The sequence below is a fragment of the Pseudomonas sp. SWRI50 genome (assembly GCF_014269095.1).
GTDB classification, from domain to species: Bacteria; Pseudomonadota; Gammaproteobacteria; order Pseudomonadales; family Pseudomonadaceae; genus Aquipseudomonas; species Aquipseudomonas kermanshahensis.
On record NZ_JABWRW010000017.1, the window covers coordinates 26,168 to 51,886 of the forward strand.

23 protein-coding genes are annotated in these 25,719 nt (G+C 62.7%); 11 read left to right on the forward strand and 12 right to left on the reverse strand.

The features are described from left to right. Positions 1–4: 4 nt before the first annotated feature. Positions 5–556: an ATP-dependent Clp protease proteolytic subunit gene (locus tag HU750_RS18010; protein ID WP_186681536.1), complete on the reverse strand. Its 552-nt coding sequence runs from the start codon at positions 554–556 to the stop codon at positions 5–7. A 215-nt stretch (positions 557–771) separates the two neighbouring features. On the opposite strand from HU750_RS18010, the gene HU750_RS18015 reads away from it, so the two are divergent. Genes HU750_RS18015 through HU750_RS18030 form a run of 4 tightly spaced genes read left to right on the forward strand, consistent with a single transcriptional unit; the run spans position 772 to position 4,617 of the window. Then, on the forward strand, positions 772–1,689 hold the full coding sequence (locus HU750_RS18015; protein WP_186681538.1) for a DUF72 domain-containing protein: 918 nt from the start codon (positions 772–774) through the stop codon (positions 1,687–1,689). Then, positions 1,686–2,471: an endonuclease/exonuclease/phosphatase family protein gene (locus HU750_RS18020; protein WP_186681540.1), complete on the forward strand. Its 786-nt coding sequence runs from the start codon at positions 1,686–1,688 to the stop codon at positions 2,469–2,471. Before HU750_RS18015 ends, HU750_RS18020 begins: the two co-directional genes overlap by 4 nt. After that, entirely contained in the window at positions 2,468–3,670 is a 1,203-nt protein-coding gene (gene clsB / locus HU750_RS18025) for a cardiolipin synthase ClsB (RefSeq protein WP_186681542.1), read from the forward strand. Before HU750_RS18020 ends, clsB begins: the two co-directional genes overlap by 4 nt. Further along, complete coding sequence (locus HU750_RS18030) at positions 3,670–4,617, forward strand: lysylphosphatidylglycerol synthase domain-containing protein (RefSeq protein ID WP_186681544.1); 948 nt, start codon at positions 3,670–3,672, stop codon at positions 4,615–4,617. Before clsB ends, HU750_RS18030 begins: the two co-directional genes overlap by 1 nt. A gap of 135 nt (positions 4,618–4,752) precedes the next feature. Here HU750_RS18030 and HU750_RS18035 read toward each other — a convergent pair whose 3' ends face one another. Both HU750_RS18035 and HU750_RS18040 read right to left on the reverse strand, forming a co-directional pair. Beyond that, on the reverse strand, positions 4,753–5,214 hold the full coding sequence (locus tag HU750_RS18035) for a phosphotransferase system, HPr-related protein (RefSeq protein WP_099454129.1): 462 nt from the start codon (positions 5,212–5,214) through the stop codon (positions 4,753–4,755). A 64-nt stretch (positions 5,215–5,278) separates the two neighbouring features. Next, a complete protein-coding gene (locus HU750_RS18040; protein WP_085272843.1) occupies positions 5,279–5,980 on the reverse strand; it encodes a FadR/GntR family transcriptional regulator in 702 nt (233 codons plus the stop codon). 97 nt (positions 5,981–6,077) lie between these two features. Between HU750_RS18040 and HU750_RS18045 the strand changes: the two genes are divergently transcribed. Continuing rightward, complete coding sequence (locus HU750_RS18045; protein ID WP_027593227.1) at positions 6,078–6,821, forward strand: FadR/GntR family transcriptional regulator; 744 nt, start codon at positions 6,078–6,080, stop codon at positions 6,819–6,821. Here HU750_RS18045 and HU750_RS18050 read toward each other — a convergent pair. From HU750_RS18050 to HU750_RS18085, 8 genes are all read right to left on the reverse strand, one after another. Further along, entirely contained in the window at positions 6,809–8,620 is a 1,812-nt protein-coding gene (locus tag HU750_RS18050) for a glycosyl hydrolase family 28 protein (RefSeq protein ID WP_186681546.1), read from the reverse strand. The genes HU750_RS18045 and HU750_RS18050 overlap by 13 nt on opposite strands. Before the next feature lie 147 nt (positions 8,621–8,767). Continuing rightward, positions 8,768–9,544 carry an ABC transporter ATP-binding protein gene (locus HU750_RS18055; protein WP_186681548.1) on the reverse strand — a complete coding sequence of 259 codons (777 nt, stop codon included), beginning with the start codon at positions 9,542–9,544 and terminating at the stop codon, positions 8,768–8,770. 10 nt (positions 9,545–9,554) lie between these two features. Beyond that, positions 9,555–10,394, reverse strand: coding sequence for an ABC transporter ATP-binding protein (locus tag HU750_RS18060; RefSeq protein ID WP_099429354.1), 840 nt, complete (start codon positions 10,392–10,394; stop codon positions 9,555–9,557). 11 nt (positions 10,395–10,405) lie between these two features. Continuing rightward, positions 10,406–11,323, reverse strand: a complete 918-nt coding sequence (locus HU750_RS18065; RefSeq protein ID WP_186681551.1) for an ABC transporter permease — start codon at positions 11,321–11,323, stop codon at positions 10,406–10,408. A 62-nt stretch (positions 11,324–11,385) separates the two neighbouring features. After that, on the reverse strand, positions 11,386–12,996 hold the full coding sequence (locus HU750_RS18070) for an ABC transporter substrate-binding protein (protein ID WP_186681553.1): 1,611 nt from the start codon (positions 12,994–12,996) through the stop codon (positions 11,386–11,388). Between the two features lie 54 nt (positions 12,997–13,050). Beyond that, entirely contained in the window at positions 13,051–14,088 is a 1,038-nt protein-coding gene (locus tag HU750_RS18075; RefSeq protein WP_027593221.1) for an ABC transporter permease, read from the reverse strand. A gap of 66 nt (positions 14,089–14,154) precedes the next feature. Next, on the reverse strand, positions 14,155–15,765 hold the full coding sequence (locus HU750_RS18080) for an ABC transporter substrate-binding protein (RefSeq protein WP_027593220.1): 1,611 nt from the start codon (positions 15,763–15,765) through the stop codon (positions 14,155–14,157). 69 nt (positions 15,766–15,834) lie between these two features. Further along, positions 15,835–16,989 (reverse strand): mandelate racemase family protein, encoded by a 1,155-nt coding sequence (locus HU750_RS18085; protein WP_085272840.1) that lies wholly within the window; start codon positions 16,987–16,989, stop codon positions 15,835–15,837. Positions 16,990–17,349: 360 nt separating this feature from the next. Here HU750_RS18085 and HU750_RS18090 point away from each other — a divergent pair, with 360 nt between their 5' ends. After that, positions 17,350–18,075: an oligogalacturonate-specific porin KdgM family protein gene (locus tag HU750_RS18090; RefSeq protein WP_027593218.1), complete on the forward strand. Its 726-nt coding sequence runs from the start codon at positions 17,350–17,352 to the stop codon at positions 18,073–18,075. Positions 18,076–18,159: 84 nt separating this feature from the next. Next, positions 18,160–18,990 carry an NAD-dependent epimerase/dehydratase family protein gene (locus tag HU750_RS18095; protein WP_186681555.1) on the forward strand — a complete coding sequence of 277 codons (831 nt, stop codon included), beginning with the start codon at positions 18,160–18,162 and terminating at the stop codon, positions 18,988–18,990. A 53-nt stretch (positions 18,991–19,043) separates the two neighbouring features. Here the strand turns inward: HU750_RS18095 and HU750_RS18100 are convergent, their stop codons facing one another. Further along, positions 19,044–19,961, reverse strand: coding sequence for a LysR family transcriptional regulator (locus HU750_RS18100; protein WP_186681557.1), 918 nt, complete (start codon positions 19,959–19,961; stop codon positions 19,044–19,046). 107 nt (positions 19,962–20,068) lie between these two features. Here HU750_RS18100 and araD1 point away from each other — a divergent pair, with 107 nt between their 5' ends. From araD1 to HU750_RS18120, 4 genes are all read left to right on the forward strand, one after another. Continuing rightward, positions 20,069–21,067 (forward strand): AraD1 family protein, encoded by a 999-nt coding sequence (araD1, locus tag HU750_RS18105; RefSeq protein ID WP_186681559.1) that lies wholly within the window; start codon positions 20,069–20,071, stop codon positions 21,065–21,067. 64 nt (positions 21,068–21,131) lie between these two features. Then, positions 21,132–22,448: an MFS transporter gene (locus HU750_RS18110; RefSeq protein ID WP_172960359.1), complete on the forward strand. Its 1,317-nt coding sequence runs from the start codon at positions 21,132–21,134 to the stop codon at positions 22,446–22,448. A gap of 27 nt (positions 22,449–22,475) precedes the next feature. After that, entirely contained in the window at positions 22,476–24,029 is a 1,554-nt protein-coding gene (locus tag HU750_RS18115) for a D-arabinonate dehydratase (protein ID WP_027593213.1), read from the forward strand. A gap of 44 nt (positions 24,030–24,073) precedes the next feature. Next, the gene (locus HU750_RS18120) at positions 24,074–25,654 is read left to right on the forward strand and encodes an aldehyde dehydrogenase (NADP(+)) (protein WP_186681561.1); all 1,581 of its coding nucleotides are present in this window, start codon (positions 24,074–24,076) and stop codon (positions 25,652–25,654) included. Positions 25,655–25,719: the final 65 nt, after the last annotated feature.

The following is a 25,719-nucleotide window of genomic DNA, read 5'->3' on the forward strand; positions in this document are numbered from 1 at the left end:
GGCATTAGGCATGCACGCTCCACTGGGTGGAATCGGACTCGATCGGCAGTTCGTCGATGGCATGGATCAGCCCGCTCTCCAGTGCTTCCTCCGGCCCCAGTATCCGCGGGTAGGCCATCAGGTAACGGGGCACGTCCAGCACTTCGGAACTGCCTTGGGTTCGCTCTGCCACGATTTGAGCGTACAGCCGTAGGTCGTAATCCAGGCTCATGGCGTATTCGGCCATCCTGGCGTGGTCGACCGAACCGTGCAGCGTCCAATGGAAAGGGTGAAACAAGAACTTGCTGAACGCGCAGGCGGTGCGATGCTCGCCCGCCAGAAACAGGATGTTACCCATGGATTCCACCGTCCCCAGGTTGTGGGTATGCAGCGGAATCGGCAGCGCCCGCAGGAAGTTGTACAAAGTAAACCCGTAGCTGCACTCCCCGCCCATGGTCGCGATGTTCAGTTGCAGCAGCTGTGCGCCCTGCTGCATGGCGCGCGAACAGGTGTTGATCAGGTTGCCGCAGGTGGATGAGTTGATCGGCCCGGTGAAATGGATGATGTGTCTGGCCATGGTTGCCTCCAGGGTTGGCGGTTCATGCCGGTGAATGGCCAATCCGTCATGGGGTGTAGTCGTCTTTTGCACCCGCTATGCGGTGGAGACGCCAACCGCGGCAAAGTTCAACTCTGCGTGCATTCCCCGTTGGTCAACCGTGCTGAACCTCACGGCCGCGCATCAGTCGCACTTTCAGAGCGACCTCTCAAAAAGCTGGCAATGAGGAAGGCAGCGTGAGCGAGATCCGTATTGGTATATCAGGTTGGCGCTATGGCCCTTGGCGCAAGGATTTCTACCCCAAAGGGCTGCGCCAGGACAGTGAACTCGCGTTCGCCTCGCGGGCAGTCAACAGCATCGAGATCAATGGCTCGTTCTACAGCCTGCAGACGCCTGAACGGTATCTGGGGTGGCGTGAGGAGACGCCGGACGGCTTTGTATTCTCGGTAAAGGCACCGCGCTACATCACCCATGTACGGCGGCTCAAGGACATCGAAGCGCCGGTGGCCAATTTCTTTGCTTCCGGGCCTTTGTTACTGGGCGACAAGCTGGGTCCGTTTCTGTGGCAGTTCCCACCCAACATGAAGTTCGACGAAGCACGCTTTGCACAGTTTCTGGCGCTGCTGCCGCGTAACCGAAAAGCGGCGCGCGAATGCGCACAAGGGTGTGACGAGCGGCTCAAGGGCAATGGCGGCACCGAAATCAGAGGCAACGCACGCTTGCGCCACGCCGTAGAAATCCGCCACGAGAGCTTTCTGTGCGAAGCCTTCGTGAAGCTGTTGCGCAAACACCGCGTGGCATTGGTCGTGGCTGACAGTGCAGGGAAATGGCCCTATGTCGAAGATGTCACGGCCGATTTCGTCTACATGCGCCTGCACGGTGATGTGGAGCTCTACAGCAGTGGCTACACGGCGCAGGCCTTGCGCCGCTGGAAACAGCGCATTCTGCGATGGAGCCAAGGCAGCCAGGCAGACGACGCACACACCGTGCTACCCGGCGCACCGCCCAAGCGTGCCACGCGTGATATCTACTGCTACTTCGACAACGACCAGAAGGTCCACGCGCCCTACGATGCCCGGCGCCTTTTGGAGAAGTTGAAGCTGGACTATGACCTGCTCACCGAACCCGGTGTCGAGCCGGAGGTTGAGCTATGAACAAGACCTTGCCCACACCGCGTTGCATCATCGACAACGTCACCACGGTGCAAACGCTGACCGTGCTGACCCTCAACGTGCACAAGGGTTTCACCCCCTTCAACCGGCGTTTCATCCTGCCTGAGCTGCGCGAGGCCGTGCGCGCCACGGGCGCCGACCTGGTGTTTCTGCAGGAAGTGCACGGCAGCCACCAGCAGCATGCCGAGCGCCACGCAGCCTGGCCGGAAACGCCGCAGTACGAGTTTCTGGCCGACAGCATGTGGCCGCAGTTCGCCTATGGTCGTAACGCTGTGTACCCCCATGGCGACCACGGCAATGCCTTGCTGTCGAAATTCCCCATCAGCCAGTTCGACAACCGGGATGTATCCATCGACGGCAATGAGCAGCGTGGCCTGCTCCATTGCCGCCTAGAGGTGCCTGGGCATAAAGAGGTGCATGCAGTGTGCGTGCACCTGGGCCTGCGAGAATCACACCGCCAGCGCCAGGTACGCCTGTTGCTGGAGCTGCTCGACAGCTTGCCGCCCGATGCGCCGGTGATCATTGCCGGCGATTTCAATGACTGGCGCCTAAAAGCGGATGTGGCGCTGTCCGAACACTTGGTTGAAGCCTTTGGCGAGCGTTTCGGCACCCCGGCGCGCAGTTTTCCAGCGCGCTTGCCGCTGTTGCGGCTTGACCGCATCTACCTGCGCAATGCCATGCCGAGCAAGGCGCAGGTGCTGTCGAAGTACCCATGGTCGCACCTTTCCGACCATGCCCCCCTCACTGCGGAGATCAGCCTATGAACCGACCTTGGCTAGAGGGCAACAGCGTGCAGCTGTTGATCAACGGCGAAGAGTATTACCCGCGCGTGTTTGAAGCGATGGCCCAGGCGCGGGAGGAAATCCTGCTGGAGACGTTCATCATCTTCGATGACAAGGTCGGCCAGCAGTTGCAGCAGGTGCTGATAGACGCCGCGCAGCGCGGCGTGCGCGTCGAAGTGGCGGTCGATGGTTACGGCACTGCCGACCTGCCCGACACGTTCATCTCGGCCATGACCGAAGCCGGCGTCAACTTTCATGCCTTCGACCCGCAGCCCCGGCTGGTGGGCATGCGCACCAACCTGTTCCGCCGCCTGCACCGCAAGATCGTGGTCATCGATGGGCAGCGCGCGTTCATCGGCGGTATCAACTACAGTGCCGATCACCTGGGCGACTACGGCCCCATGGCCAAGCAGGACTATGCCGTGGAGGTTACCGGCCCGGTGGTCGCGCAGGTGCATGCCACCAGCCGTCGCCTGATGTCCCCCGTGCTGCAGCCACCCAGTGAGGTGCGTCCTGTCACCGAGCCCACCGGGGCTATCACTGCCCTGCTGGTCGAGCGCGACAATGGCCAGCGCAGAACGGCCATCGAAGCCCAGTACCTGCAAGCCTTCCGCGCTGCCCGGCAGCGTATCGTGGTGGCCAATGCCTATTTCTTTCCGGGTTACCGGTTGCTGCGGGAGCTGCGCAACGCGGCGAGGCGTGGGGTGGATGTGACCTTAATATTGCAAGGCCAGCCAGACATGCGCTGGGTGCGGGCCTTGTCCCGGCTGTTGTACAACTATCTTCTGCGCGATGGTGTGCACATTCACGAGTACTGCAGCCGGCCTTTGCATGGCAAGGTCGCGCTGGTCGATGACCAGTGGGCCACTGTCGGCTCGAGCAATCTCGACCCCTTGAGCCTGTCGTTGAACCTTGAAGCCAACCTGTTCATCCGCGATCACGGCTTCAACCAACAATTGCATCAGCACCTGCAGTCGCTGGCCAGCGAAGAGTGCAAGGCCGTCACCTTGGAGCGGATGGTTCGCGGTTACTGGTGGCGTGCGCCGCTGATTTTCCTGTGCTTCCACGCCATACGTCACTTTCCGCGCATTGCCGGCTGGTTCCCGGCGCACCGCCAGCGCCTGCGCTCGGTGCAGCCGGAGGTAGAAGCCCACGGCGATATGCATGAGGGCCAGACGTGATGGCGCGTAAACGTTGGCAAATCTGGGCCAAGCGCCTGTTCACCTTGCTCTTCCTTTTGTTGATTCCAGCCTTGCTGTTCATGCTGGCGCGCAACCTGGACTGGGACGAGGTGCGCCAGTCGCTGCTGGCCTACAAGCCTGGCACTCTGGCGATCGGGTTGGCGGTTGCGCTGTTCAGCTACCTGACGTTTGCCAGCTACGACCTGCTGGCGCGTGCCTATACAGGCCACAACCTGCCTGCCAGGCAGGTGTTGCCTGTGGCATTCGTCTGTTATGCCTTCAACCTCAACTTCACCACCTGGGTGGGCGGCGTCGCGTTGCGTTATCGGCTGTACGGCCGGCTAGGTCTGGATACCGCGACGATCACCCGCATCCTGACCCTTGGCTTACTCACCAACTGGATGGGCTACATGTTGTTGGCGGGTACGGTATTCGCCCTGCGCCTGGTGGACCTGCCGGACAGTTGGGCAGTCGGGGCAACGGGGTTGCAACTGATCGGGTTTGGCTTGCTGGCAATCGCCATCGGCTACTTGCTGGCCTGCGGCTTTGCGAAAAAACGCACCTGGCAATGGCGTGATCACGAAGTCACCTTGCCTGGCTGGCGTCTGGCGCTGGCCCAGGTTGCCCTTGGCGCCAGCAACTGGGCGTTGATGGCCTTGCTGATCTTCTGGTTGCTGCCTGGCGAAGCCTTCTACCCATCGATCCTCGGGATACTGCTGATCAGTTGCGTGGCCGGCGTGGTTGCGCACATCCCGGCCGGGCTTGGCGTGCTTGAGACGGTGTTTCTGGCGTTGCTGCATGGCCAGATGCAACAGGGTACGCTGGTAGCAGCATTGCTGGGGTATCGCACGCTGTATTACCTGCTTCCGCTGCTGTTGGCAGTCATCACGTACCTGATTCTGGAGAAACGCGCCAAGGCCATGCGCCAGCGTGATAATCCGGCCTAGCGCTCTACAGGGCATCGGCGCGGGGAATTGGGGCTGCTGCGCAGCCCATCGCCGGCAAGCCAGCTCCTACAAGGAATCTCGCTCTCCTGTAGGAGCTGGCTTGCCGGCGATGGGCCGCGCAGCGGCCCCGATCAATTAGGACTTATCTTCCTCATCAACCACATCATCGGTCCACGGCTCACCGTCCAATGGCGCCGAACGCGCCAGTTCAGCCTCATCCAGCCCAAAACCACCGCCAATCTCGTTAGCATTGACTTGCCGCAACGACTGGTCTGCCGGCCCTTCGCCGTCACCCTCTTCAAACGGGTCGCGAGCACCGGTCTCGTCCAGCAAGGTATCCGGGCTCATGTCGTCATAGGTGACGTTGTCTTCGTGCAGGCTGTCGCTCAACGCTTCGCCGCCGGTCATGCCACTTTCGGCGACGCGCTGTGGTGGAAACTCATGCTCGTCTTCACGGGCAGGTCGTTCGTCGCCCACCCGCCCTTCGCGTTCGTCGTGACGGTCACTGAAGTCCAGCTCATGGACACTGCCCATGCGGTCTTCGGTGTCGTCGATTTCGGTAGGTGTGTAAGGCTTGGGTTCATCGGGGCGAGACATGTGCGTACTCCGTCAGTGGGCTATACACGGTCGACTGCGCCCACCACGGGAAAATTCAGAGTTTTTACGCCGGGGGCTGGGCCGCTTGTTGCGCACGGTGCAGTTCGTTGGTCAGGTGCAGCCGCATCGCTGCCCGGGCGGCATCGGCGTCCTGGTGCGCGAGTGCAGCATAAATCTGCTCGCGCTCACGCACCTGTTGTGCGCGTTGCTGTTGGGTAACGTTGCTCTGCGCGCCACGCATCAGGGTATCGGCCAGGTGGCGCATGGCATCGATAAAGAAGCTGTTGCCGGTGCACAGGGCAATTTGCAGGTGAAACTCGAATACGATGCGCGTGCTGTCCTGGTGCAACGGCCCCACAGCATTGGCTTCGCCCAGGGCGTCGGCAATGGCCTGCAACTGGCTTGACGTAGCACGCTGCGCAGCAAGCGCAGCGCACTCCACCTCCAGGCTCAAGCGCAATTCGATGAGCGCCACCGCATCGAGGGCGCTGCCCTTCTCGTGCTGGCTGTCCTGAAAGTCGCCTGGCCGGGTGGTGTCGACCACGAACGTGCCGATGCCTCGGCGGGTCTCGACCAGGCCCTCTGCCTGCAGCCGCGACATCGCTTCGCGAACCACGGTACGGCTGACCTTGCGCGCCTCGGTAAAGGCTTGTTCGGTCGGCAACTTGGTGCCCGCCGGTAGCTCGCCGGCCAGTATGCTACGTGACAGTTCAAGCACCAGTTGCTGGGCCAGGCTGACACGTCGTTCAGGGTTGACACGCTCCATCAGAGGATCCATTCAAAAACCAGACGATGAACGATTGTAACCGCAGTTTTACGTCAAAACGCACTATAATGCCCGCTGATCTCACAAGAGCACGATGATGTCTGACCTCACGGCTATTGCCCGAATCAAACCTCGCCGCCTGGCCGAATCGTTGGTCGAACGCTTTGCCCAACGCATGCGTGACGGCACCCTCAAACGCGGCGACAAACTGCCCACCGAAACGCAGATCATGGCCGCCGAAAGCGTCAGTCGCTCGGTAGTGCGTGATGCGTTGTCGCGCATGCAGGCGGCAGGCCTGGTCGAGACCCAGCATGGCGTCGGCACCTTCGTCCTCGACATGCCGGCACCCGAAGGCTTCAACGTCGGGCCCGCTACCATTGTGCTGTTGTCCGACGTCCTCGACCTGCTGGAGTTCCGCCTAAGCCTGGAAGTCCAGGCTGCAGGCATGGCCGCCGAACGGGCCACGCCACAGGCCATCGACGAGCTGGAGCAAGCGTTGCAGGCGTTGCTGCAAGGCCCGGAAAAGTCCGGCAGTACCACCAACGCCGACTTCCAGTTCCACCTGAAGATCGCCAAAGCGGCCGGCAACCCGTACCTCATCGACATCATGAAACACCTGGGCACCAAGCTGATCCCGCGCACCCGGATGAACTCCGCCTATACCGGGCAGAGCAACCGCAGCACCTACCTGGCGGGGATCAACGCCGAACACCAGCAAATCTTCGACGCCATCGTCAGCAAGCAGGTCGATGCGGCGCGTGCGGCCATGTTCCTGCATTTGAGCAATAGCCGCATGCGCCTGCGCGAGGCGCAGAAACACCAGGCTGTCTACAGCGAGTGAGCCGCTTCAGGCGCCGGTTGCACATCCTCGAAGACCAACCCGTCGCTGGCACTGACCTGCCACGGGTTGGCACTGCCGGTTTCGCTGAAGTGGACCGTGTCGAACCGTGAGCCCTTCAAGCCATCGATCTTGGCCTTGGCCGGCCCGCTGAAACGCACACGCTCGAAGGACAGGCCTTGGTGGTAAGCGCCGTGCAGGCTGTCGCCCTTGACCTCGATCGCCGCCAGTTGGGCATTCTCGACCGTTACATTGCTAACCCGCACATCGCGGAACTGGCCGGCGATGGTCGACTTCTTGTAGTCCAGCTTGGCGTTCGGGTCGTTGTAGTCGAGGGTGAAGATGAACGCCTGCTTGACCGTATTGCGCATCGCCGAATCACGGAACACCACATTACGCGCGCCACCGCCCATGAAATTGGTGCTCTTCATGCGTAAGCCGGTATCGGTGCCGTCAGACACGTTATCTTCGGCCAGGATGTTCTGGATCCACGCCCCCGTGTGGCTGCCAGCCACGACCATGCCGTGGCCCTTGCGGAAGTAGTTGTTGAAGATCCACGCGTCTTCCTGGGGCCTTTGCTTGACCGCATCGGCGCCGGTGCCGGCTGCGAAGTTGACGCAGTCATCGCCGGTGTCGAAGAAGTTGTTGAACACCAATGCGCCGCGGCTGTTGGCGAATTCGATGCCATCGCCGTTGTTGGCGTCGTAGGTCTTGTGCGTGGTGTTGGCCAGCACCACGTTCTCGGTCTCCAGGTTCATGATGCCGTGATAAGCCGGGTTGAGGACCGTGAAGCCGCCATAGAACACGTTCTTGACGTTGCGCAAGGTGACCAGCGACGAGCGCATTTGGCCATAGGCATCCTTGACGTTCATGCCTTCGGCCACGGCGCGAGCGACCTGGGCCTTGGCCAGCACGCCGTCCTGCAGGTAGCGGGTGTTGTCGCTGGGCAGGTAGAACGGCAGCGGTTGGCCACGTTCATCGACGATGTCGGCGTTGCGCTTCCAGCCATTACCATCAATGACCCCCTTGCCGACGATGCGTATGTTCTCGAATGCCTGGTGCGCACGCGGGTCACGCGGCAAGGCGTTGATCAGCGAGGCCGGGCGTACGGTGGTGGAGTACGGGTACTGGATATAGCCATCGCGAGGGTAGTCTTCGGCACGCTCGGACCCGAGCAGGGTCGCGCCCTCGGCGATTTCCAGGGTCATGTTGCTTTTGAGGTACAGCGCGCCGCTTTTGTAGGTACCTGCTGGCAGCAGCACTTTGCAGCCGACGGTACAGGCGTCGATGGCCTTCTGGATGGCGGCGGTATCGAGGGTCTGGCCGTCGCCCTTGGCGCCATAGTGGCGCACGTCGAACAGTGCCGGCACGGCGGTCGTACGTTGGACGATTACCGGGCTGTCGGCCGATTCCTTGCCGGCGTGGTCCACCGAACGCACGGTGAAGCGGTATTCAGTGTCGGGGGCCAGGCCAACTGCGGTGTAGCTGTGGATGGCGATACGGTGGTGGAAATTGCGCGTGTCCTGCTCGTAGAAGCGGTCGATATAGGGTTTGGCCGGGGACACGTGCCCGTTGTTGGCGTTGCTACCACCGAGCAGCTTGCCATTGGCGTAGACGTGGTAATCGGCGATGTCGGCAGGGTCGGCGGGTTTCTCCCAGACCAGGATTATCTGCTGGTCGTCGTAGGCCAGCGTCGGGACCAGGATTTTGCTCGGCGCTTCGAGTGCCCAAAGGGGTGAACTGAAGCCGAGTGCCAGGACAGTCAGCAGTGATCGGGTGGTCGCGGTGTTTGCATGCGGCATGGGGTTATCTTCCTTGTTTTTGCCTGTGACAGTTGTGCCTTGGGGGCCGCTTTGCGGCCCATCGCAGGCAAGCCAGCTCCTACCGGGCAGCGGTGGCCTGTGGGAGCTGGCTTGCCTGCGATGGGCTGCGCAGCAGCCCGGGTCGCTTCAGACGAGCGCCATACGCGGCGATTCAGCACTGAAATCGCGGCTGGCCTGCACCAGCATGCGGGTGTAGTCGTGGCTGGCCAGGTCCTGGCTCAAGGCTTGGCTGTCCAGGCGCTCGACAATCCGCCCCTGTTGCATCACCGCGACCTTGTCGCACAAATGGCTGACCACACCCAGGTCGTGGGTCACCATCAGGTAGGTGAGTTTCTCGCGCTGACGCAGGTCCGCCAGCAGGTTGAGAATCTCTGCCTGCACCGACACATCGAGCGCCGACGTCGGCTCGTCCAGCAGCAACACCCGGGGTTCGAGAATCAGCGCCCGGGCGATCGCCACGCGCTGGCGTTGCCCGCCTGACAGCTGGTGCGGGTAGCGGTAACGGAAGCTGTCGTTCAAGCCGACCTTGACCAGGATGTCGTTGATGCGGTCATCGCGCTCGCCCAGGCCATGAATGGTCAATGGCTCGCGCAACGCGGTGTCGATGGTGTGCCGCGGGTGCAGCGAACCGTAAGGGTCTTGGAACACCATCTGGACCTTGCGAAAGTGCTCCTTGGGCAGTTTGTGCTGCAGCGGGACGCCGGCAATGCTCAGCGCCCCGCTCCAGTGCCGGTACTGCCCGGCCAGGCAGCGCAAGACCGTGGTCTTGCCCGAACCCGACTCGCCCACTAGGCCGAACGACTCGCCGTCTTCGACCGTCAGGTCGACATCGTGCAGCACCTGGTTGCAGGCGGCGCCCGCACCAAAACTCAGGTTCAGCGATTGTGCTTGGATCATGCTCATGTAAGTTCCCTCAGCAGGTGAGCCACAGCGGGTCGCGTTGCAGGACCGGCAGGCGTGGGCGGCGGTTGTCCATGCTCGGCAGGGCCGCCAGCAGGCCACGGGTATAGGGGTGTTCGGCATATTGCAGGTCGCAGGCGGCCAGCGACTCGACCACCCGTCCGGCATACATCACCAGCACCCTGTCGCAGTAATTGCGAACCAGGTTGAGGTCGTGGCTGACGAAAATCAGCCCCATCTGCTGTTCCACCACCAGTTCTTCGAGCACATTGAGCACCTGCTGGCGTACCGACACATCCAGTGCCGAGGTCGGCTCATCCGCGATGATCACCTCCGGGTTGGTGATGACCATCATGGCGATCATGATGCGCTGGCCCATGCCGCCGCTGACTTCATGCGGGTACAGGTTGTAGACCCGCTTGGGGTCACGGATATGGACCTTTTCCAGCATTAGCAAGACCCGCTCGCGGGCCTCGCTGCGGCTGGCCTTGTGGTGCGCCAGGTAGGCTTCGGCAATCTGATCGCCCACCTTGACCACCGGGTTGAGCGAGTACTTGGGGTCTTGCATGATCATCGAAATGCGCTGGCCGCGAATCTTCTGCATGGCCTTTTCGCTGGCACTGAGCAAGTCGACATCGCCGAACTGCAGGGCCTTGGCAGTGATCTGCGTGCTATTGGGGTGCAGCTTGAGCAAGCTGCGCCCGACGGTGGACTTGCCCGAACCGGACTCGCCGACGATGGCGAGCTTCTCGCGGCCCAAGGTGAACGACACATCGCGTACCGCGTGCATTTCTTTCTTGCCATTGACGAAGCGCACATTGAGCGAATCGACAGTGAGTTTGAGCGTCGACATAAAGCCTCCAGTTACTCGCTACGCGGGTCGAGAATGTCCCGCAGGCCATCGCCCAACAGGTTGAACGCCAGGCTCACCAGCATGATCGCAGCCCCCGGTACGGCCACCAGCCACCAGCATTCGAGCATGTAGCGTCGGCCGGTGGAGATCATCGCGCCCCACTCCGGCAACGGCGCCTGCGCGCCCAGGCCAAGAAAGCCCAATGCAGCCGCGGTGAGGATGATGCCGGCCATGTTCATGGTCAGGCGGATGATCACCGACGACAGGCACATCGGCACGATGTGGCGCAGGATGATCCGCGTCGACGACGCGCCCTGCAGCTCGACCGCAACGACAAAGTCAGCCTTGCGCAGCGACAGCGTTTCGGCCCGCGCCAGGCGAGCGATCGGCGGCCATGAGGTCAGCGCGATGGCGACCACGGCATGCTCCAGGCCAGGGCCGAGCGCAGCAATGAACGCCAGCGCCAGCACCAGGCTTGGGAACGAGATGAAAATATCGGTGATGCGCATGAACACGGTGTCGACGACGCCACCGAAATACCCCGACACCGTGCCGATGAACAACCCGATCGGGCCGACGATCACGGTCACCAGGGTAATGATGTACAGGGTGATGCGTGAGCCGTACACCAGCCGGCTAAAGATGTCGCGGCCGTACTCGTCGGTGCCGAACCAGTGCGCGGCACCGGGTGCCTGCAGGGCGTTGGCGAGGTTCTGCACGACCGGGTCATGGGTGGCGATCCACGGCGCGAAGGCGGCGACCACCACCAGCAGCAAGGCCACCAGCAGGCCAGCCAGGGTCATCGGGTTGCGCAGCAGGTGGCGCAGCACCCGCAGGCTGCTTTTGTACAGCGCATCGACACTGGACGCAGGTGCGTTGTCGGCCTGCGGCTTGTCGCTTGAAACGGTAGAAGACAGGTTGGCAATCATCGGCATGTTCTCGATGTGAAATCATGGCCACCTGGGGCGCCCGCAGACGCCCTCGGCAGTGTTCAGCGTTGCTTGTAGACGCCCAGGTAACGGGTCGCCTCGGCGTCATCGCCGGTGAAGCCCTTGACGTCCACTGCACTGACGGCGGTGTCGGTCATCTGCGAGATCATCATGATCGGGCCGACCTGTTGGTCGTAACGCTGCTGTGCCTGGTGGTACAGGTTCAGGCGCTTGCCGGCGTCACGCTCGACCCCAGCCTGGTCGATCAGCGCATTCAGCTGTTGGTCGAAGAACGACGCGCGCCAGCCCTGGAAGTTGGGCAGCCCGGCGGCATCGCTGTTGTCGGGGTTGTAGACGAAGGTGCGCAGGCTGAAGTACGGGTGCGGATAGCGCTCGGCCCCACGGGCCACGATCATTTCAAAGTTGCGCGCACGCATGGCGCCGTACACCTGGTTGCCGGTGCCGGTGACGATGCTGGCCTTGATGCCGCCTTCGGCCAGGGTCGATTGCATGCGCGCGGCAATGTCGATGAAGGGCGGTTCAGACAGCGTCCGCAGCGTGGTACTGAAGCCTTGCGGGTAGCCGGCTTCGCTCAGCAACGCCTTGGCTTTGGCCACGTCGAGCCGGTAGCCAGGGTCTGGCAGGCGCGCGTCCAGGCCCAGTTGCATCGGTTGCTGGTTGAGCATGCCGTAATGCGGCATGACCTGTTCGTCGATGCCTTTGTAATCAATCAGGTAACGCACGGCTTCGCGTACTTTCGGGTTGGCGAACTCCGGCTGCTTCATGCTCATCGCCACGTAGTACATGGTGCCGCGCTGCAAGGGCTGCACCTGCAACTGGTCAGAGCGCTCGACGGCTTTGATATCCGGTGCGGCCATGCCGTAGGCGAGGTCCAGGTCGCCGCGTTCGAGCATCAGGCGCAGCGATTGCGACTCGGTCATGTGCCGCACCAGCACCCGCTTCATTTTCGCCGGGCCAGCCCAGTAGCCGTCGAAACGGTTCATCACCAACGCATCGTTGGCACTCCACTTGGCCAGCGTGAACGGGCCGCTCCCCGCTTCATGGGTGACCAGCCAGGCGGCGCCGAGGTCGCCGTTTTTTTTATGCTTCAGCACTTCTAGGCGGTCGACAATGACCGCACTGGGCGAGGTCGCCAGCGAGTCGATCAGCAGCAGCGGGTCAGTCGGTTGTGGCAAGTCGACCACCAGGGTCTGTGCATCGGTGGCGCGGATCAGCGCCTGGATGTTGTCGACGTTGTAGCCGTAGGCCTTCCAGGTGGTGGCCAGGCCGAAGTTGAGCTTCATCACCCGGTACAGCGACCAAGCCACATCCTCGGCGGTCAGCGGGTTGCCGGAATGGAATTTGACGTCGTTGCGCAAATGGAAGGTGATCTGCTTGCCGTCTTCGCTGATGTCCCAGCGTTCGGCCAGCTGTGGCAGGTGTTTTTCCGGGTTGCCCTGGTCGCGCTTGACCAAGGTGTCGTACAGGTTGGCGTTGACCCCGGAGGCATCCAGGCCCGGCGCATTGGCCGGGTCGATGGAAAACAGGTTGACCATGCTCATGCCGACGATCAACTGGTCGGCAGGGGTCTTGGCCTGCACGGCGGCCATCGGCGCCAGGGCCAGGATTGCACCCAGCAGGCTCATGTGCAGCGGGGGAAGTGCAGTCTTCATGTGGGCGTCCTTCTTTTTATAGTTATGCAATGTGTTCACGCAGCCCCTGGGGGCTTAGCGGGTCCTTGGGTCGAACACCTTGTACAGGGCATCGCTGATCAGGTTGAGGGCGACGAAGATCAGGCCGATCACCAGCACGCAGCCCATCACCGCGTTCATGTCACCGAGCATCAGGCTGCTGGTGAGGTATTGGCCAAAGCCCGGCCAGGCGAACACCGTCTCGATCAGCACCGCGCCTTCGAGCAGCGAGCCGTAGGCCAGCGCCACCACGGTCAGCAGTTGCACGAGGATGTTGCGAAACGCATGGCCCCACACCACCTGGCGACGCGACAGGCCCTTGACCCGCGCCGTGATGATGTATTCCTGCGACAACTGCTCGAGCATGAAGCTTCGCGTCATGCGGCTGATATAGGCCACCGAGTTCAAGCCCAGGATCAGCCCCGGCAAGATGATGTGGCGCAAGGCACTGCTGAACGCCTCCCAGTCACGCGCCAGGGCGGTGTCGATCAGCAGCAGGCCGGTCACGTCCGGGACCATGCCGTCGTAGGCGAGGTCGATACGCCCTGCCCCGCCCGCCCAGCCGAGCCAGGCGTAGAACACCAGCAGGCCCATCATGCCCACCCAGAAAATCGGCGTGGAGTAACCGAACAACGTGATCACCCGAGCCACATGGTCGCCCAGCTTGCCCTGGTTGCTGGCGGCAACCACACCCAGCGGCAGGCCGATGAGGATGCCGAACAGGATCGCCAGCGTGGCCAGCTCGATGGTCGCCGGGAACACCCGCTTGATGTCCTCCAGCACCGGGTGGCCGGTGAGCAGCGCATTGCCGAAATCACCGTGCAGCAAATCGTTGAGGTACAGCCCGAACTGGGTCCAGATCGGCTTGTCCAGGCCCATCGCCTGGTAGACCTGGTCATAGGTGGAGCTGTCGGCGTCCGGCCCGACCACGGCCAGCACCGGGTCCAGCGGCATCACCCGACCAATGAAGAATGTCAGCGCCAACAGGCCGAGCAAGGTCACCAGGACCGTGCTGGCCCGTCGGGCAGTGGCAGACACGCGCGTGCCCAGCACAGAGGCAGTCGAAAGCAACATAACAGGCTCCTGAAAAAGCGTTCAGCAAACACCGAGGCGTAAGGGGCGCGGGCGCCCCCGTCCCGCTCATCGCGACTTGTAGACGTCTTTGTAACGGGTGGTGGCCGCGCTGTGGGCCTGATAGTTCTGCACGTCGTGGTACAGCACCACGGTGTCGGTCATCTGCGACACCGGCAGAATCGCGCCCACTTGGGCGTCCAGGGACGTCTGGATCTGCTGGTACTGGGCCAACTGGCGCGCCTTGTCCGGTTCGACTTCGGCCTGTTCGATGAGGGTGTTCAACTCAGGGCTGTAGAACGACGTGCGCCAGCCCTGGAAGTTGCTCAGCTTGGCTTCATCACGGTTGTCCGGGTTGTACACCAGGGTGCGCAAGCTGGAATGCGGGTGCCGCTCGGCACCGCCGCCGCCGCGGCCTACCAGGATGTCGAAACTGCGTTCGCGCATGGCGCCGTAGATCTGGTTGCCGGTGCCGGTGACGATGGTGGCCTGGATGCCGGCCTGGGCCAGGGTGGCCTGCAGGCTGGAGGCAATGTTGATGAACGGGGGTTCGGTGAGCACGCGGATGGTGGTCTTGAAACCATTGGGGTAACCGGCTTCTGCCAGCAGTTTTTTTGCTTCGGCCACGTTCAGGCTATAGCCGGGATCGTCCAGGCGTGCCGGCAGGCCCAGCGGCAGCGGGCGCTGATTGAGCTGGCCGTAATGCGGCATGACGGTCTGGTTGATGCCCTGATAGTCGATCAGCGAACGCACGGCCTTGCGCACGCGGGCGTCGTCGTAGGGTTTTTGTTTGACGCTCAGCGCCACGTAGTAGAGCGTGCCGCGCTGCACGGTCTCGGTGCGCACCTTGTCGGACTTCTCCAGCGCTTCGATGTCCGGGGCGGACATGCCCTTGGCCAGGTCCAGGTCGCCGCGCTCCACCATCAGCCGCAGCGACTGCGATTCGGTCATGTTGCGCATGACGATGCGCTTGAGCTTGGCCGGGCCACCCCAATAGCCGTCGAAACGGCTCATCAGGATCACGTCGTTGGCACGCCAGTCATTAAGAATGAACGGGCCGCTGCCAGCGGCATGGGTGGTCAGCCAGGCGGCGCCCATGTCGTCGCCCTTCTGGTGTTGCTGGACGACCTTGCGGTCGAGGATGAACGCGCTGGGCGAGGTCGCCAGGGTATTCAGCACCAACAGCGGGTCGGTCGGCCGCGGCAGCTCGAGGACAAAGGTGTGTTCATCGCTGGCGCGCATGTACTGGGCGACGTTGCCCGCCGTGAAGCCGTAGGCCTTCCATGTCGAGGCCAGGGCCAAGTTGAGCTTGAGGATGCGCTGCAGCGACCAGGCGACGTCCTCGGCACTGAACGCGTTGCCGGACTGGAACTTCACGCCTTCGCGCAACTTGAAGGTGAGGGTCTTGCGGTCATCGCTGACCTGCCAGCTTTGCGCCAGCGCCGGCACCAGCTGGTCCGGTTGCTGCGCATCCTGCACCAGCAGCATGTCGTACAGGTTGGCGTTGACCTCGGAAACGTCCAGCCCGGTGGCACCGGCTGGGTCGAGGGACAACAGGTTGATCATGCTCATGCCGACGATCAACTGGTCGGCCGGCGTCTTGGCGAAAGCAGCAGGTACCGAGGTCATTGCCAGCGATGCAGCAAGGACCCCTGCCCAGAATGTGGGGAGAACGCTCATGTGAGATTGCCTTTTTATAGTTATTGGACTCTCGGGCGGCACGCGAGGGCGCGTGCCGCCATGCACGAATCAGAAGCGTTGCAGTGTGTGGGTCTCGACGTAGTCGAAATCGATCTCTTCACCCAGGCCCGGCAGGTCCGACAGGTGCACGAAGCCGTCCTTGTCCATCGGGTCGACCAGGCGCTTGAGGTAGGCCGGTACTTCGTCGTAGTCGAGGAACGGGTGCAGCAGGCCGCGCTCGTACCAGGTGCAGTTCTTGATCGCCCCGACCACGGCCAGGTTGGCTGCGCCGTTGCCGTGGATCTCGCAATCCATGCCAAATGACTCGGCCATGTGCGCCACCTTCAGGCATGGGGCGATGCCACCGACCCCGGCAACCCCGGCACGCAGGATGTCACACACATCGTTCTTGACCCAACTGGCCCGGCTCAGGTGCTTGCCACCCAGGCTTTCCGGGCCCAGTACCGGGATGTCCAACTGGCTGGACAGCCAGGCATAGGATTCGGCGGAGTCTTCCATCATCGGCTCTTCGAACCAGGCGAAGTCGAGCTTTTCCAGGGCACGGCCGATGGTCAGGGCGTCGGTGCGGCTGTACCAGTGGTAGCCGTCGATCATCAGGGCGATGTCCGGGCCGACTGCCTCGCGCACCGCGGCGCAGGCCTTGATATCCATGCTCACGCTAGGCGCGAACGACACAGGCGGCATCCAGGTGTGCAGCTTGATCGCTTTATAGCCGCGCTTGACCAGGGTTTCGGCAAAGCGCCCGTATTCCTCAGGGGTCGACAGGCCACCTTCAAGCTCATCGCCACACATGGTAGAGCCATACGCAGGCACTTTGTCGCGGTAGCCACCAATCAACTTGTGCACCGGCACATTGAGCTTGCGCCCGGCCCAGTCCCACAAGGCCTGCTCGACCAACGCCAGGGCGCGATCGGTCAACTGGCTGGCACTGCCGCGCTGCCAGTGGGCGAGGTCGTGCCAGATCTTCTCGCGGTCGAAGGCGTTTGCGCCGACCAGCACTTTGCGCACGAAACCATCGAGCACGTAGGGGCGGATCAGTTCAGGGGCACCCAGTGCATAGCCTTCGTTACCGCATTCGGTGGTGATGCGCAGCAGCGCCATCTTGGCCTGGGTTACGTCACCGGGGTGGGCATGGCCGGCGCTGTCGACAGCGCGGCGCGTGGGGTAGGAAAAAACCTGGACGTTTACAGCAGTGATGATCATGGACGTCTGAGCCTTCTTATTGGATTTGTGGCGGGTGAGTCACGCTCTGGAGGTCATCCTACGTCATCATACAACTTTTGAAAAGCACCCCTTAAAAACTTTAAAAAATGGCTTCGCCTTCTGATTTTTTACCTCTTTTGGGATACCGATCGCATTCCTATGGTTGCACTAAAGCCTCTATATCAGGCATTTCAAAGGCGATCCGTAAGGTCATCCGACAACCACTGAAGAAATCGTAGACAACCGAAATGTTGTACGATAACTTTGCCGCATCTGATCGCGGCGCCCTGCCCCTTACCGCATCCGATCGTGACCACCCGCTTCAAAACGACCTCAACAAAAACAAGAAAAGAAGATCGAATGAACACCACACTCCGCAATCTCATTGCTGTCAGTACACTCGGCCTGTCGTTTTATGCCTGCGCAGACTCGGCCAGCATCAACTACCGCCACGGCTACACCGAAGACGACAGCATCCATTCCGACCGGATCAAGCTGAACTACCGGATGGACACTGGCCTGGGCTTCGCCGCCGAGATCAAGTACAAGACCGCCGGCGACCGCGAGGACGTGGCGTACGACAACATGGTCAACAACGGCCATGAGTTCACCGTGGACTACAACTACAAGCTGAGTCCCAAGTCGACCCTCACCCCCGCGTTCCAGATGGACAGCTCCAAGGACGCCACCACCTACAAGTTCGGCTTGAAGTACAACTACAAGATCAGCGACACCTGGTACGTCGCCACCCGTGTGCGGCACGACGCGCGCAACCTCGACCGCGACCAGATCGACCACTCCAAGGCAGACCGCGCCAAGGACAACCAGAACACCACTCGGCTCGAAGGCTGGCTCGGCTACACCCCGAAAGGGCCGTGGGCCTTCGAGTACCAGTACATTTATTTCGACACCGACTACATCCGCTACGACAACAAGAAGAGCGACTACGAGCAAAACCTGATCGTCAAGTACAAGCTCAACAAGCAGTGGGCGCCGTTCATGGAAGTGGGTGACATCAAGGTCAACGCCTACACCGACGACCGCCAGGCCCGCTGGCGCCTGGGCATCCAGTACAACTTCATGTAATGCCGCGCTGCCGGGTGCCTGCCAGGTGGCCCGGCGTTGTCGCCCAACTACCCCCCAACCACCCCTCACGCCAAGGCGCTCGCCATGACCACACCCTCCTCGCCCACCCAGGGCAAACCGTTCAACCGCCTGCTGCTGACCGGCGCCGCCGGCGGGCTCGGGCAGATCCTGCGCGAAGCCCTGCAGGCGCACGCCAACGTCGTACGGGCTTCCGATATCAGTGCGATGGCGCCCGCAGCGGGCGTCCATGAAGAAGTGATCAGTTGCAACCTTGCGGACAAGGCCGGTGTACTGGCGCTTGCCCAAGGCGTGGATGCCATCGTCCACTTGGGTGGGATTTCCACGGAGCGTGCGTTCGAAGAGATTCTCGACGCCAATATCCGCGGCACTTTTCATATCTATGAAGCGGCACGTAAGCACGGGATCCCACGGGTGGTGTTCGCCAGCTCCAACCACGTCACCGGGTTTTATCCGCAAGACGAGCAGGTGGATGCGCAGTCTGTGCGTCGCCCAGACTGCTATTACGGGTTGTCGAAATCGTATGGCGAAGACCTCGCCACCTTCTATTTCCACCGTTACGGCATCGAGACCGTGAGCCTGCGCATCGGCTCGTCATTCCCAGAACCGCGCAACATGCGCATGCTCTCGACCTGGCTGAGCTATGCAGACCTTTCGCACCTGGTAGAACGGGCCTTGCTCGCTGAAAACGTTGGCCACACCGTGGTGTATGGCGTGTCGGCCAACCGCGAGCTGTGGTGGGACAACCGCTACGCGGCGCACCTGGGCTTCAATCCGCAGGACAGCTCGGAGCGCTTTCGCGCGAAACTCGAGCAACAGCCAAAACCTGCCACTGACGATGCCAGCGCGCACCTGCAAGGTGGCGCCTTCACCGTCGCCGGCCCATTCGGCGACTGACCCCGCGCTCTGCCACCCTTTAAAGCCCCTTGCACCCGAGCGGTGCAGCGGGCTCATGCCATCAGAATGCTCACCAGCATCTGCGCAGGCCGGCTCAACTCCACGCCCTTGCGCGTGACCACTTCGTACGGCTCGCTGCGCGACTTCAGCTGCAGCGGCAGGCGCACCAGCATGCCATGGTCCAGTGCGACCTTGGCCACATCCCACGGCATCACAGCGAGCAAGCCCGGGTCCTGCAGCAGCATCGACAACGTGGTGAAGGTCGAGGACGTTTCAATCGGGTATTGCGGAAAGCTCAGGCCCGCTTCGCGGAATTCGCGCTCCAACGTCAAGCGCATGGGCATGTTGACTGGGAATACCACCCAGCGTGAACTGGCCAACTGCGCAAGGTTCAAGGTCTCGCTGCCGGCCAGGGCGTGTGCAGGGTTGGCCACCAGCACCAATTGCTCCTGGTGTTTCGGCACGCTGTCGTAGGCGGCGGGCCGCGGGCTGACACTGGTCCGGCAGATCACCACGTCCAGGCGGCCCTGGTCGAGCAGGTTGAGCAGGCGGTCGCTGGTGTCCTCAACTACCGACACCGACAGGTCTGGCTGGCTTTCACGCAAGCGCGCCAACCCCTCCACCAATATCGGCACCGCCCCCATGATCGTGCCGACCGACAAACGCCCGCCATGGCCCTGCAGAATACCCAGCATCTCTTCACGCAGGTGTGCCAGGTCGTTACTGATCAGGCGCGCGTAGCGCAGCACGCAACGGCCCAGGTCATTGGCCTCGAGGCCCTTGCTGGTGCGCTCGAACAGCACCGCGCCCAGGGTCGATTCAATCTCGTTGAGGGCTTTTGACGCCCCCGGTTGGGTGATCGACATGGCCTCGGCCGCTTTATGAATCGAGCCCAGCTCATCCAGGCTGATCAATAACCGCAACTGGCGCAGGCGAAGGCGCGAGGCCATGGAACTCAGGGGTGGCAGCATAGGGGATCACTTAAAGTTATCACGGGGTCAGCAGGTCTCATTAGGCAGCAACGGCAGGGAAAATTAAAGTGACCTGCATCTTCAACAAGAACAACACAGGAACCCGCATGCGCCTGATCCAATTTGAAACCGCACCCGGCCAACGCCACGTCGGCGTGGTCGAAGGCGACCTGATCCAGGTCGTGCGTGATACCCATTCCATGCGTGAGCTGGCCTTGGCCGCGATCCGCAACCACACCAGCCTGGCCGCCGAAGTGCTCGAACGCGGCCTGGGCAGCACGCAACACAGTTACAGCCAGGCCCTGAGCGACTGCCGCGTACTGCCCCCGCTGGACCACGAAGACCCAGCCCATTGCCTGATCAGCGGCACCGGCCTGACCCACCTGGGCAGTGCTGCCACCCGCGACAAGATGCACCAGCAAAAAATCGACGATGCGGCGGCGTTGACCGACACCGCGCGGATCTTCCAGTGGGGCATCGAAGGGGGCCGCCCTGCACCGGGCACCGCGGGCGTACAACCGGAGTGGTTCTACAAGGGCGACGGCTCCATTGTGGTCCGCCCTGGCCAGGCCTTGCAGCGCCCGGCCTTTGCTGAAGATGCCGGTGAAGAACCCGAGCTGGCCGGCCTGTATGTGATCGGAGATGATGGCCAGCCCTACCGCCTCGGTTTTGCCATCGGCAACGAGTTTTCCGACCATGTGATGGAACGGCGCAACTACCTGTACCTCGCTCACTCCAAATTGCGCAGTTGCGCCTTTGGCCCTGAACTGCGGGTCGGTGAGCTGCCCCGCCACCTCGATGGCATCAGCCGGATTCGTCGCGGCAACCAGGTGATCTGGGAAAAGGCCTTCCTCAGCGGTGAGGACAACATGTGCCACTCGCTGGACAACCTGGAGTATCACCACTTCAAGTACGCCCAGTTCCTGCGCCCAGGCGATGTGCACGTGCACTTCTTCGGCACGGCGACCTTGTCGTTCGCCGACCAGATCAAGCCCGCCGAGGGCGATGTGTTCGAGATCAGCCTGCCTGATTTCGGCGCCCCCCTGTGCAATGGCATTGCCGGGACGCCTTCGGCCATCTCACCTGGCGAGGTGAAGACGCTCTGAACCGACGGCGGCGCAGGGCCGCGCCGCCGCGGCATTTCATAACAATCACAACAGTGAGATGAGCATGAAACACACCCCTTACCCGGCGGCCACAGCCGCCACGGCCAGCACAGATACCGCCAAGCCGACCACCGTGCGCTGGCGGATCTTCCTGATCCTGCTGTTGCTGGCAGCGATCAACTACATCGACCGGGCGTCGCTGTCGGTGGCCCTGCCCTTGATTTCTGCCGAGTTCGAACTCACCCCAGCACTTGAAGGGTTGATCCTCAGCGCGTTCTTCTGGTCCTATGCCCTGATGCAGATCCCAGCCGGTGTGCTGCTCGACCGCTTCCAGGTGCGCAACATCATTGGTGTCGCCACCATCGGCTGGGGCGCCTTCCAGGCGCTGGGCGGCTTTGCCCACAACTGGATTACCCTGCTGGTCACCCGCATTGGCCTGGGCGTGGCCGAGTCGCCGATCATGCCGGCGGGCGCCAAACTCAACGGCGCTTGGTTGACCCCCAACGAACGTGGCCGCGGCGCCACCCTGGTCGACGGCGGCGCGCCGCTGGGCACAGCGTTTGGCGCGATCATCATCGCCGGGCTGATCACCTGGTTCGACTCCTGGCGCATCGCCTTCATCATCGCCGGTGTCGGCACTGTGGCGGCAGGCATCTGGGCCTGGTGGTACATCCGCAACCACCCCAGCGAACACCCGCAGGTCAACGCCGCCGAGCTGGCCTACATCACCCAAGCCAACGACGCCGCGACCCAGGCCAACGGCAACCGCAAGGCGGTACTCAAAGAGCTGCTGAAAAGCCGCTCGGTGCTGTGCATGTTCGCCGGCTACGCCTGCTACAACAGCGTGTTCTATGGCCTGCTGACCTGGATGCCAAGCTACCTGCACCAAGCCCACAACCTGGACATCAAGGCCATGGGTGGCGCGACCTTCCTGATCTTCATGTGCGGTTTTGTCGGCGAGCTGGTGGGCGGCTGGATCTCGGACAAGTGGAAAGCCAATGGCGGCCAGCCGAACACGGTCATGCGCAGCATGTTCGCAGGCTCCGCTGCCGTCGCCGCGCTGTGCATCCTGCTGGTGGCCTACACCCCCGATGCTGCACGGGTGATCGCCCTGCTGTGCGTGGCGCTGTTCTTCATCCGCTGGTGCGGCATGTACTGGTGCCTGCCGGCCATTCTCGGCGGTAAATCCAAAGCCGGCGTTCTGGGCGGCAGCATGAACTTCTGCGGCAACATGGTCGGCGTGCTGGTACCGATCCTGATCGGCCTGATCGTGCAGTTCACCGGTTCGTACTTCTTGGCCCTGATCTTCTTCGTGGTCATGGCCTTCGGCCTGATGCTGTTCTCTGGCCTGATCGACTATCGCGAGCGCGGGCTGGCCTGAGCCACGCGCCCTATTGAGGTAACTGTCATGCAACTCATTACAACAACAGGCAGTGAACGCGCTGCCCACGCCGTGATCCGACTCAACCCGCTCGACGACGTGCTCATCGCCCGCCAGGCCCTGCCCGAAGGGTTGCTGCTGGACGAAGGCATCACCGTTCGCCAGCCAATCCCTGCTGGGCACAAGGTGGCGGCGCGCGACATTGCGGCCGGCCAGCCGCTGCGCCGCTACGGGCAGATCATCGGCTTCGCCAGCCAGGCCATCACCGCAGGCGAGCATGTGCACGTGCATAACCTGGCAATGGGTGACTTTGCCCGTGACTACGCCTTTGGCGTCGATGCCCGTGGCGCGCAGGCGCCCAACGACGACACCTTCAGGGGTATCGTCCGGGCAGATGGCCGGGTCGCCACGCGCAACTATGTCGGCATCCTCACTTCGGTGAACTGCTCGGCCACCGTGGCCCGGGCAATCGCCGACCATTTTCGCCGTGACATTCACCCCGAAGCGTTGGCGCCGTACCCGAACGTCGACGGCGTGGTGGCCCTGACCCATGGCGTCGGTTGCGCCGTCGACCCCTCTGGCGAGGCCTTGGCCATGCTGCGCCGGACCTTGGGCGGCTATGCCGTGCATGCCAACTTCGCCTCGGTGCTGCTGATTGGCCTGGGTTGCGAAACCAACCAGATCCCTGAGCTGCTCGCCGCCCAAGGGTTGCAAAGCAGCCACACCTTGCGCACCTTCACCATCCAGGGCACTGGTGGCACCAGCAAGACCATCGCCAGCGGCATTGCCCAGGTCAAGGCGTTGCTCGCCGAAGCCAACCAGGTCGAGCGCCAGCCAGTCAGCGTGCGCCACCTCACCGTGGGCCTTCAATGTGGGGGTTCGGACGGCTACTCGGGCATCACCGCCAACCCTGCGCTGGGCAATGCCGTGGACCGGCTGGTAGCCGCAGGCGGTACCGCGATCCTGTCGGAAACTCCCGAAATCTACGGTGCCGAGCACTTGCTGACGCGCCGCGCCGTAAGCCAGCAAGTCGGTGAAAAGCTGATCGCCCGCATCCAGTGGTGGGAAGCCTATTGCCAGCGCATGGGCGCCGAGCTGAACAACAACCCTTCGGCCGGCAACAAGGCCGGTGGCTTGACCACCATCCTGGAAAAATCACTGGGTGCGGTCGCCAAGGCCGGCTCCAGTGACCTGGTGGATGTGTACGAATACGCAGAGCCGGTGCGCGCCCATGGCCTGGTGTTCATGGACACCCCCGGTTATGACCCGATCTCGGCCACTGGCCAAGTCGCCGGGGGTGCCAACTTGATCGCTTTCACCACCGGCCGCGGTTCCGCCTACGGCTGTGCGCCCTCGCCGTCCATCAAGCTGGCGACCAACACGCGCCTGTGGGAAACCCAGGAAGACGACATGGACGTCAACTGCGGCGGCATTGCCGACGGCAGCATGACCATCGAAGAGCGCGGCGAGCACATCTACCAGATGATGCTGCGCATCGCATCGGGGGAGCGCAGCAAGAGCGAACAGCATGGCTACGGGCAGAACGAGTTCGTGCCGTGGCAGATCGGCGCCATTACCTGACTGCTTGCCTTGATGTACCTGCCTTAACGATTATCGGAGCCCTCATGACCCAGATCCTAGGTCACAACTACATCGGCGGCCAGCGCTCGGCGCAAGGCAATACGCTGCTCAAGAGCCTGGATGCCAGCACTGGCGAAGCGCTGCCCGGCGCATTCAGCCAAGCCACCGAAGCTGAAGTGGATGCGGCCGCAAAGGCTGCTGCCACGGCCTTCCCGGCCTACCGCAACCTGCCGGCCGAGCAACGCGCAGTGTTTCTGGAGGCGATTGCCGACGAACTCGATGCACTGGGTGACGCCTTCATCGCCACGGTATGCCGTGAAACGGCCCTGCCCGCTGGCCGAATCCAGGGGGAACGTGCCCGCACCAGCGGCCAGATGCGCCTGTTCGCCACGGTGCTGCGCCGGGGTGATTTTTACGGCGCCCGCATCGACCGCGCACTGGCGCAGCGCCAGCCGCTGCCGCGCCCGGACATACGCCAGTACCGAATCGGGGTCGGCCCGGTTGCCGTGTTCGGGGCCAGCAACTTCCCGCTGGCGTTCTCCACCGCAGGCGGCGATACCGCATCGGCCCTGGCCGCTGGTTGCCCGGTGGTGTTCAAGGCGCACAGCGGCCACATGGCCACCGCTGAAGGTGTAGCGGATGCCATCTTGCGTGCCGCGGTGCGCAGTGGCATGCCGGCGGGCGTCTTCAACATGGTCTACGGTGCGGGCGTCGGCGAGTGGCTGGTCAAGCACCCGGCCATCCAGGCCGTGGGTTTCACCGGCTCGCTCAAGGGCGGTAACGCGCTGATGCGCATGGCTGCGGAGCGGGCCCAGCCGATCCCGGTGTTTGCCGAGATGTCCAGCATCAACCCGGTGATCCTGCTGCCTGAAGCGCTGGCTCAGCGAGGCGCCGCACTGGCCCGCGAGCTCGCTGCGTCCGTGACCCTGGGCTGTGGCCAGTTCTGCACCAACCCAGGCCTGGTGCTGGGCATGCGCTCTGCTGCATTCAGCCATTTTGTCGAGCACCTGCAAGCACAAATGGCTGCGCAAGGCGCCCAGACCATGCTCAACGCCGGCACCCTGGCCAGCTACCGCCAGGGCCTACAACACTTGCACGCGCACCCCGGCATCACCCACCTGGCCGGCGCCGAGCAAGGCGAGCGGCAGGCGCAGCCGCAACTGTTCAAGGCCGATGTCAGCCTGCTGCTGAACGGCGACCCGCTGCTGCAGGAAGAAGTGTTCGGGCCCACGACCCTGGTCATTGAAGTTGCAGATCAGGCGCAACTCAGCGCCGCCGTGCAAGCCCTGCGCGGGCAACTGACCGCCACGGTCATTGGCGAAGCAGCAGAACTGACAGGCTTCAGCTGGTTGAGTGAACTGCTCCAGGACAAGGTCGGCCGCGTGTTGTTCAACGGCTACCCCACTGGCGTCGAAGTGTGCGATGCGATGGTCCACGGCGGCCCATACCCTGCCACCTCGGACGCCCGCGGCACCTCGGTGGGGTCGCTGGCGATCGATCGCTTCCTGCGGCCGGTGTGCTTCCAGAACTACCCTGATGCGATGCTGCCCCCTGCGTTGCAGAACGCCAATCCGCTGGGTATTTGGCGCCTGGTCGATGGTGAGGGCAGCCGTTCAAGCTGCTAAAGGCCCTTCTACCCCCGTCGAGCCGCCAGGCGCTCGACGGGGGGAAATTTTGAACTCCCCTCACC

Excerpts from the sequence above, each read along its gene's own strand:
- HU750_RS18010 (WP_186681536.1), bottom strand. The coding sequence starts at position 556 with ATGGCCAGACACATCATCCATTTCACCGGGCCGATCAACTCATCCACC.
- HU750_RS18020 (WP_186681540.1), top strand. The coding sequence starts at position 1,686 with ATGAACAAGACCTTGCCCACACCGCGTTGCATCATCGACAACGTCACC.
- clsB (WP_186681542.1), top strand. The coding sequence starts at position 2,468 with ATGAACCGACCTTGGCTAGAGGGCAACAGCGTGCAGCTGTTGATCAAC.
- HU750_RS18030 (WP_186681544.1), top strand. The coding sequence starts at position 3,670 with ATGGCGCGTAAACGTTGGCAAATCTGGGCCAAGCGCCTGTTCACCTTG.
- HU750_RS18035 (WP_099454129.1), bottom strand. The coding sequence starts at position 5,214 with ATGTCTCGCCCCGATGAACCCAAGCCTTACACACCTACCGAAATCGAC.
- HU750_RS18040 (WP_085272843.1), bottom strand. The coding sequence starts at position 5,980 with ATGGAGCGTGTCAACCCTGAACGACGTGTCAGCCTGGCCCAGCAACTG.
- HU750_RS18045 (WP_027593227.1), top strand. The coding sequence starts at position 6,078 with ATGTCTGACCTCACGGCTATTGCCCGAATCAAACCTCGCCGCCTGGCC.
- HU750_RS18050 (WP_186681546.1), bottom strand. The coding sequence starts at position 8,620 with ATGCCGCATGCAAACACCGCGACCACCCGATCACTGCTGACTGTCCTG.
- HU750_RS18055 (WP_186681548.1), bottom strand. The coding sequence starts at position 9,544 with ATGAGCATGATCCAAGCACAATCGCTGAACCTGAGTTTTGGTGCGGGC.
- HU750_RS18060 (WP_099429354.1), bottom strand. The coding sequence starts at position 10,394 with ATGTCGACGCTCAAACTCACTGTCGATTCGCTCAATGTGCGCTTCGTC.
- HU750_RS18065 (WP_186681551.1), bottom strand. The coding sequence starts at position 11,323 with ATGATTGCCAACCTGTCTTCTACCGTTTCAAGCGACAAGCCGCAGGCC.
- HU750_RS18070 (WP_186681553.1), bottom strand. The coding sequence starts at position 12,996 with ATGAAGACTGCACTTCCCCCGCTGCACATGAGCCTGCTGGGTGCAATC.
- HU750_RS18075 (WP_027593221.1), bottom strand. The coding sequence starts at position 14,088 with ATGTTGCTTTCGACTGCCTCTGTGCTGGGCACGCGCGTGTCTGCCACT.
- HU750_RS18080 (WP_027593220.1), bottom strand. The coding sequence starts at position 15,765 with ATGAGCGTTCTCCCCACATTCTGGGCAGGGGTCCTTGCTGCATCGCTG.
- HU750_RS18085 (WP_085272840.1), bottom strand. The coding sequence starts at position 16,989 with ATGATCATCACTGCTGTAAACGTCCAGGTTTTTTCCTACCCCACGCGC.
- HU750_RS18090 (WP_027593218.1), top strand. The coding sequence starts at position 17,350 with ATGAACACCACACTCCGCAATCTCATTGCTGTCAGTACACTCGGCCTG.
- HU750_RS18095 (WP_186681555.1), top strand. The coding sequence starts at position 18,160 with ATGACCACACCCTCCTCGCCCACCCAGGGCAAACCGTTCAACCGCCTG.
- HU750_RS18100 (WP_186681557.1), bottom strand. The coding sequence starts at position 19,961 with ATGCTGCCACCCCTGAGTTCCATGGCCTCGCGCCTTCGCCTGCGCCAG.
- araD1 (WP_186681559.1), top strand. The coding sequence starts at position 20,069 with ATGCGCCTGATCCAATTTGAAACCGCACCCGGCCAACGCCACGTCGGC.
- HU750_RS18110 (WP_172960359.1), top strand. The coding sequence starts at position 21,132 with ATGAAACACACCCCTTACCCGGCGGCCACAGCCGCCACGGCCAGCACA.
- HU750_RS18115 (WP_027593213.1), top strand. The coding sequence starts at position 22,476 with ATGCAACTCATTACAACAACAGGCAGTGAACGCGCTGCCCACGCCGTG.
- HU750_RS18120 (WP_186681561.1), top strand. The coding sequence starts at position 24,074 with ATGACCCAGATCCTAGGTCACAACTACATCGGCGGCCAGCGCTCGGCG.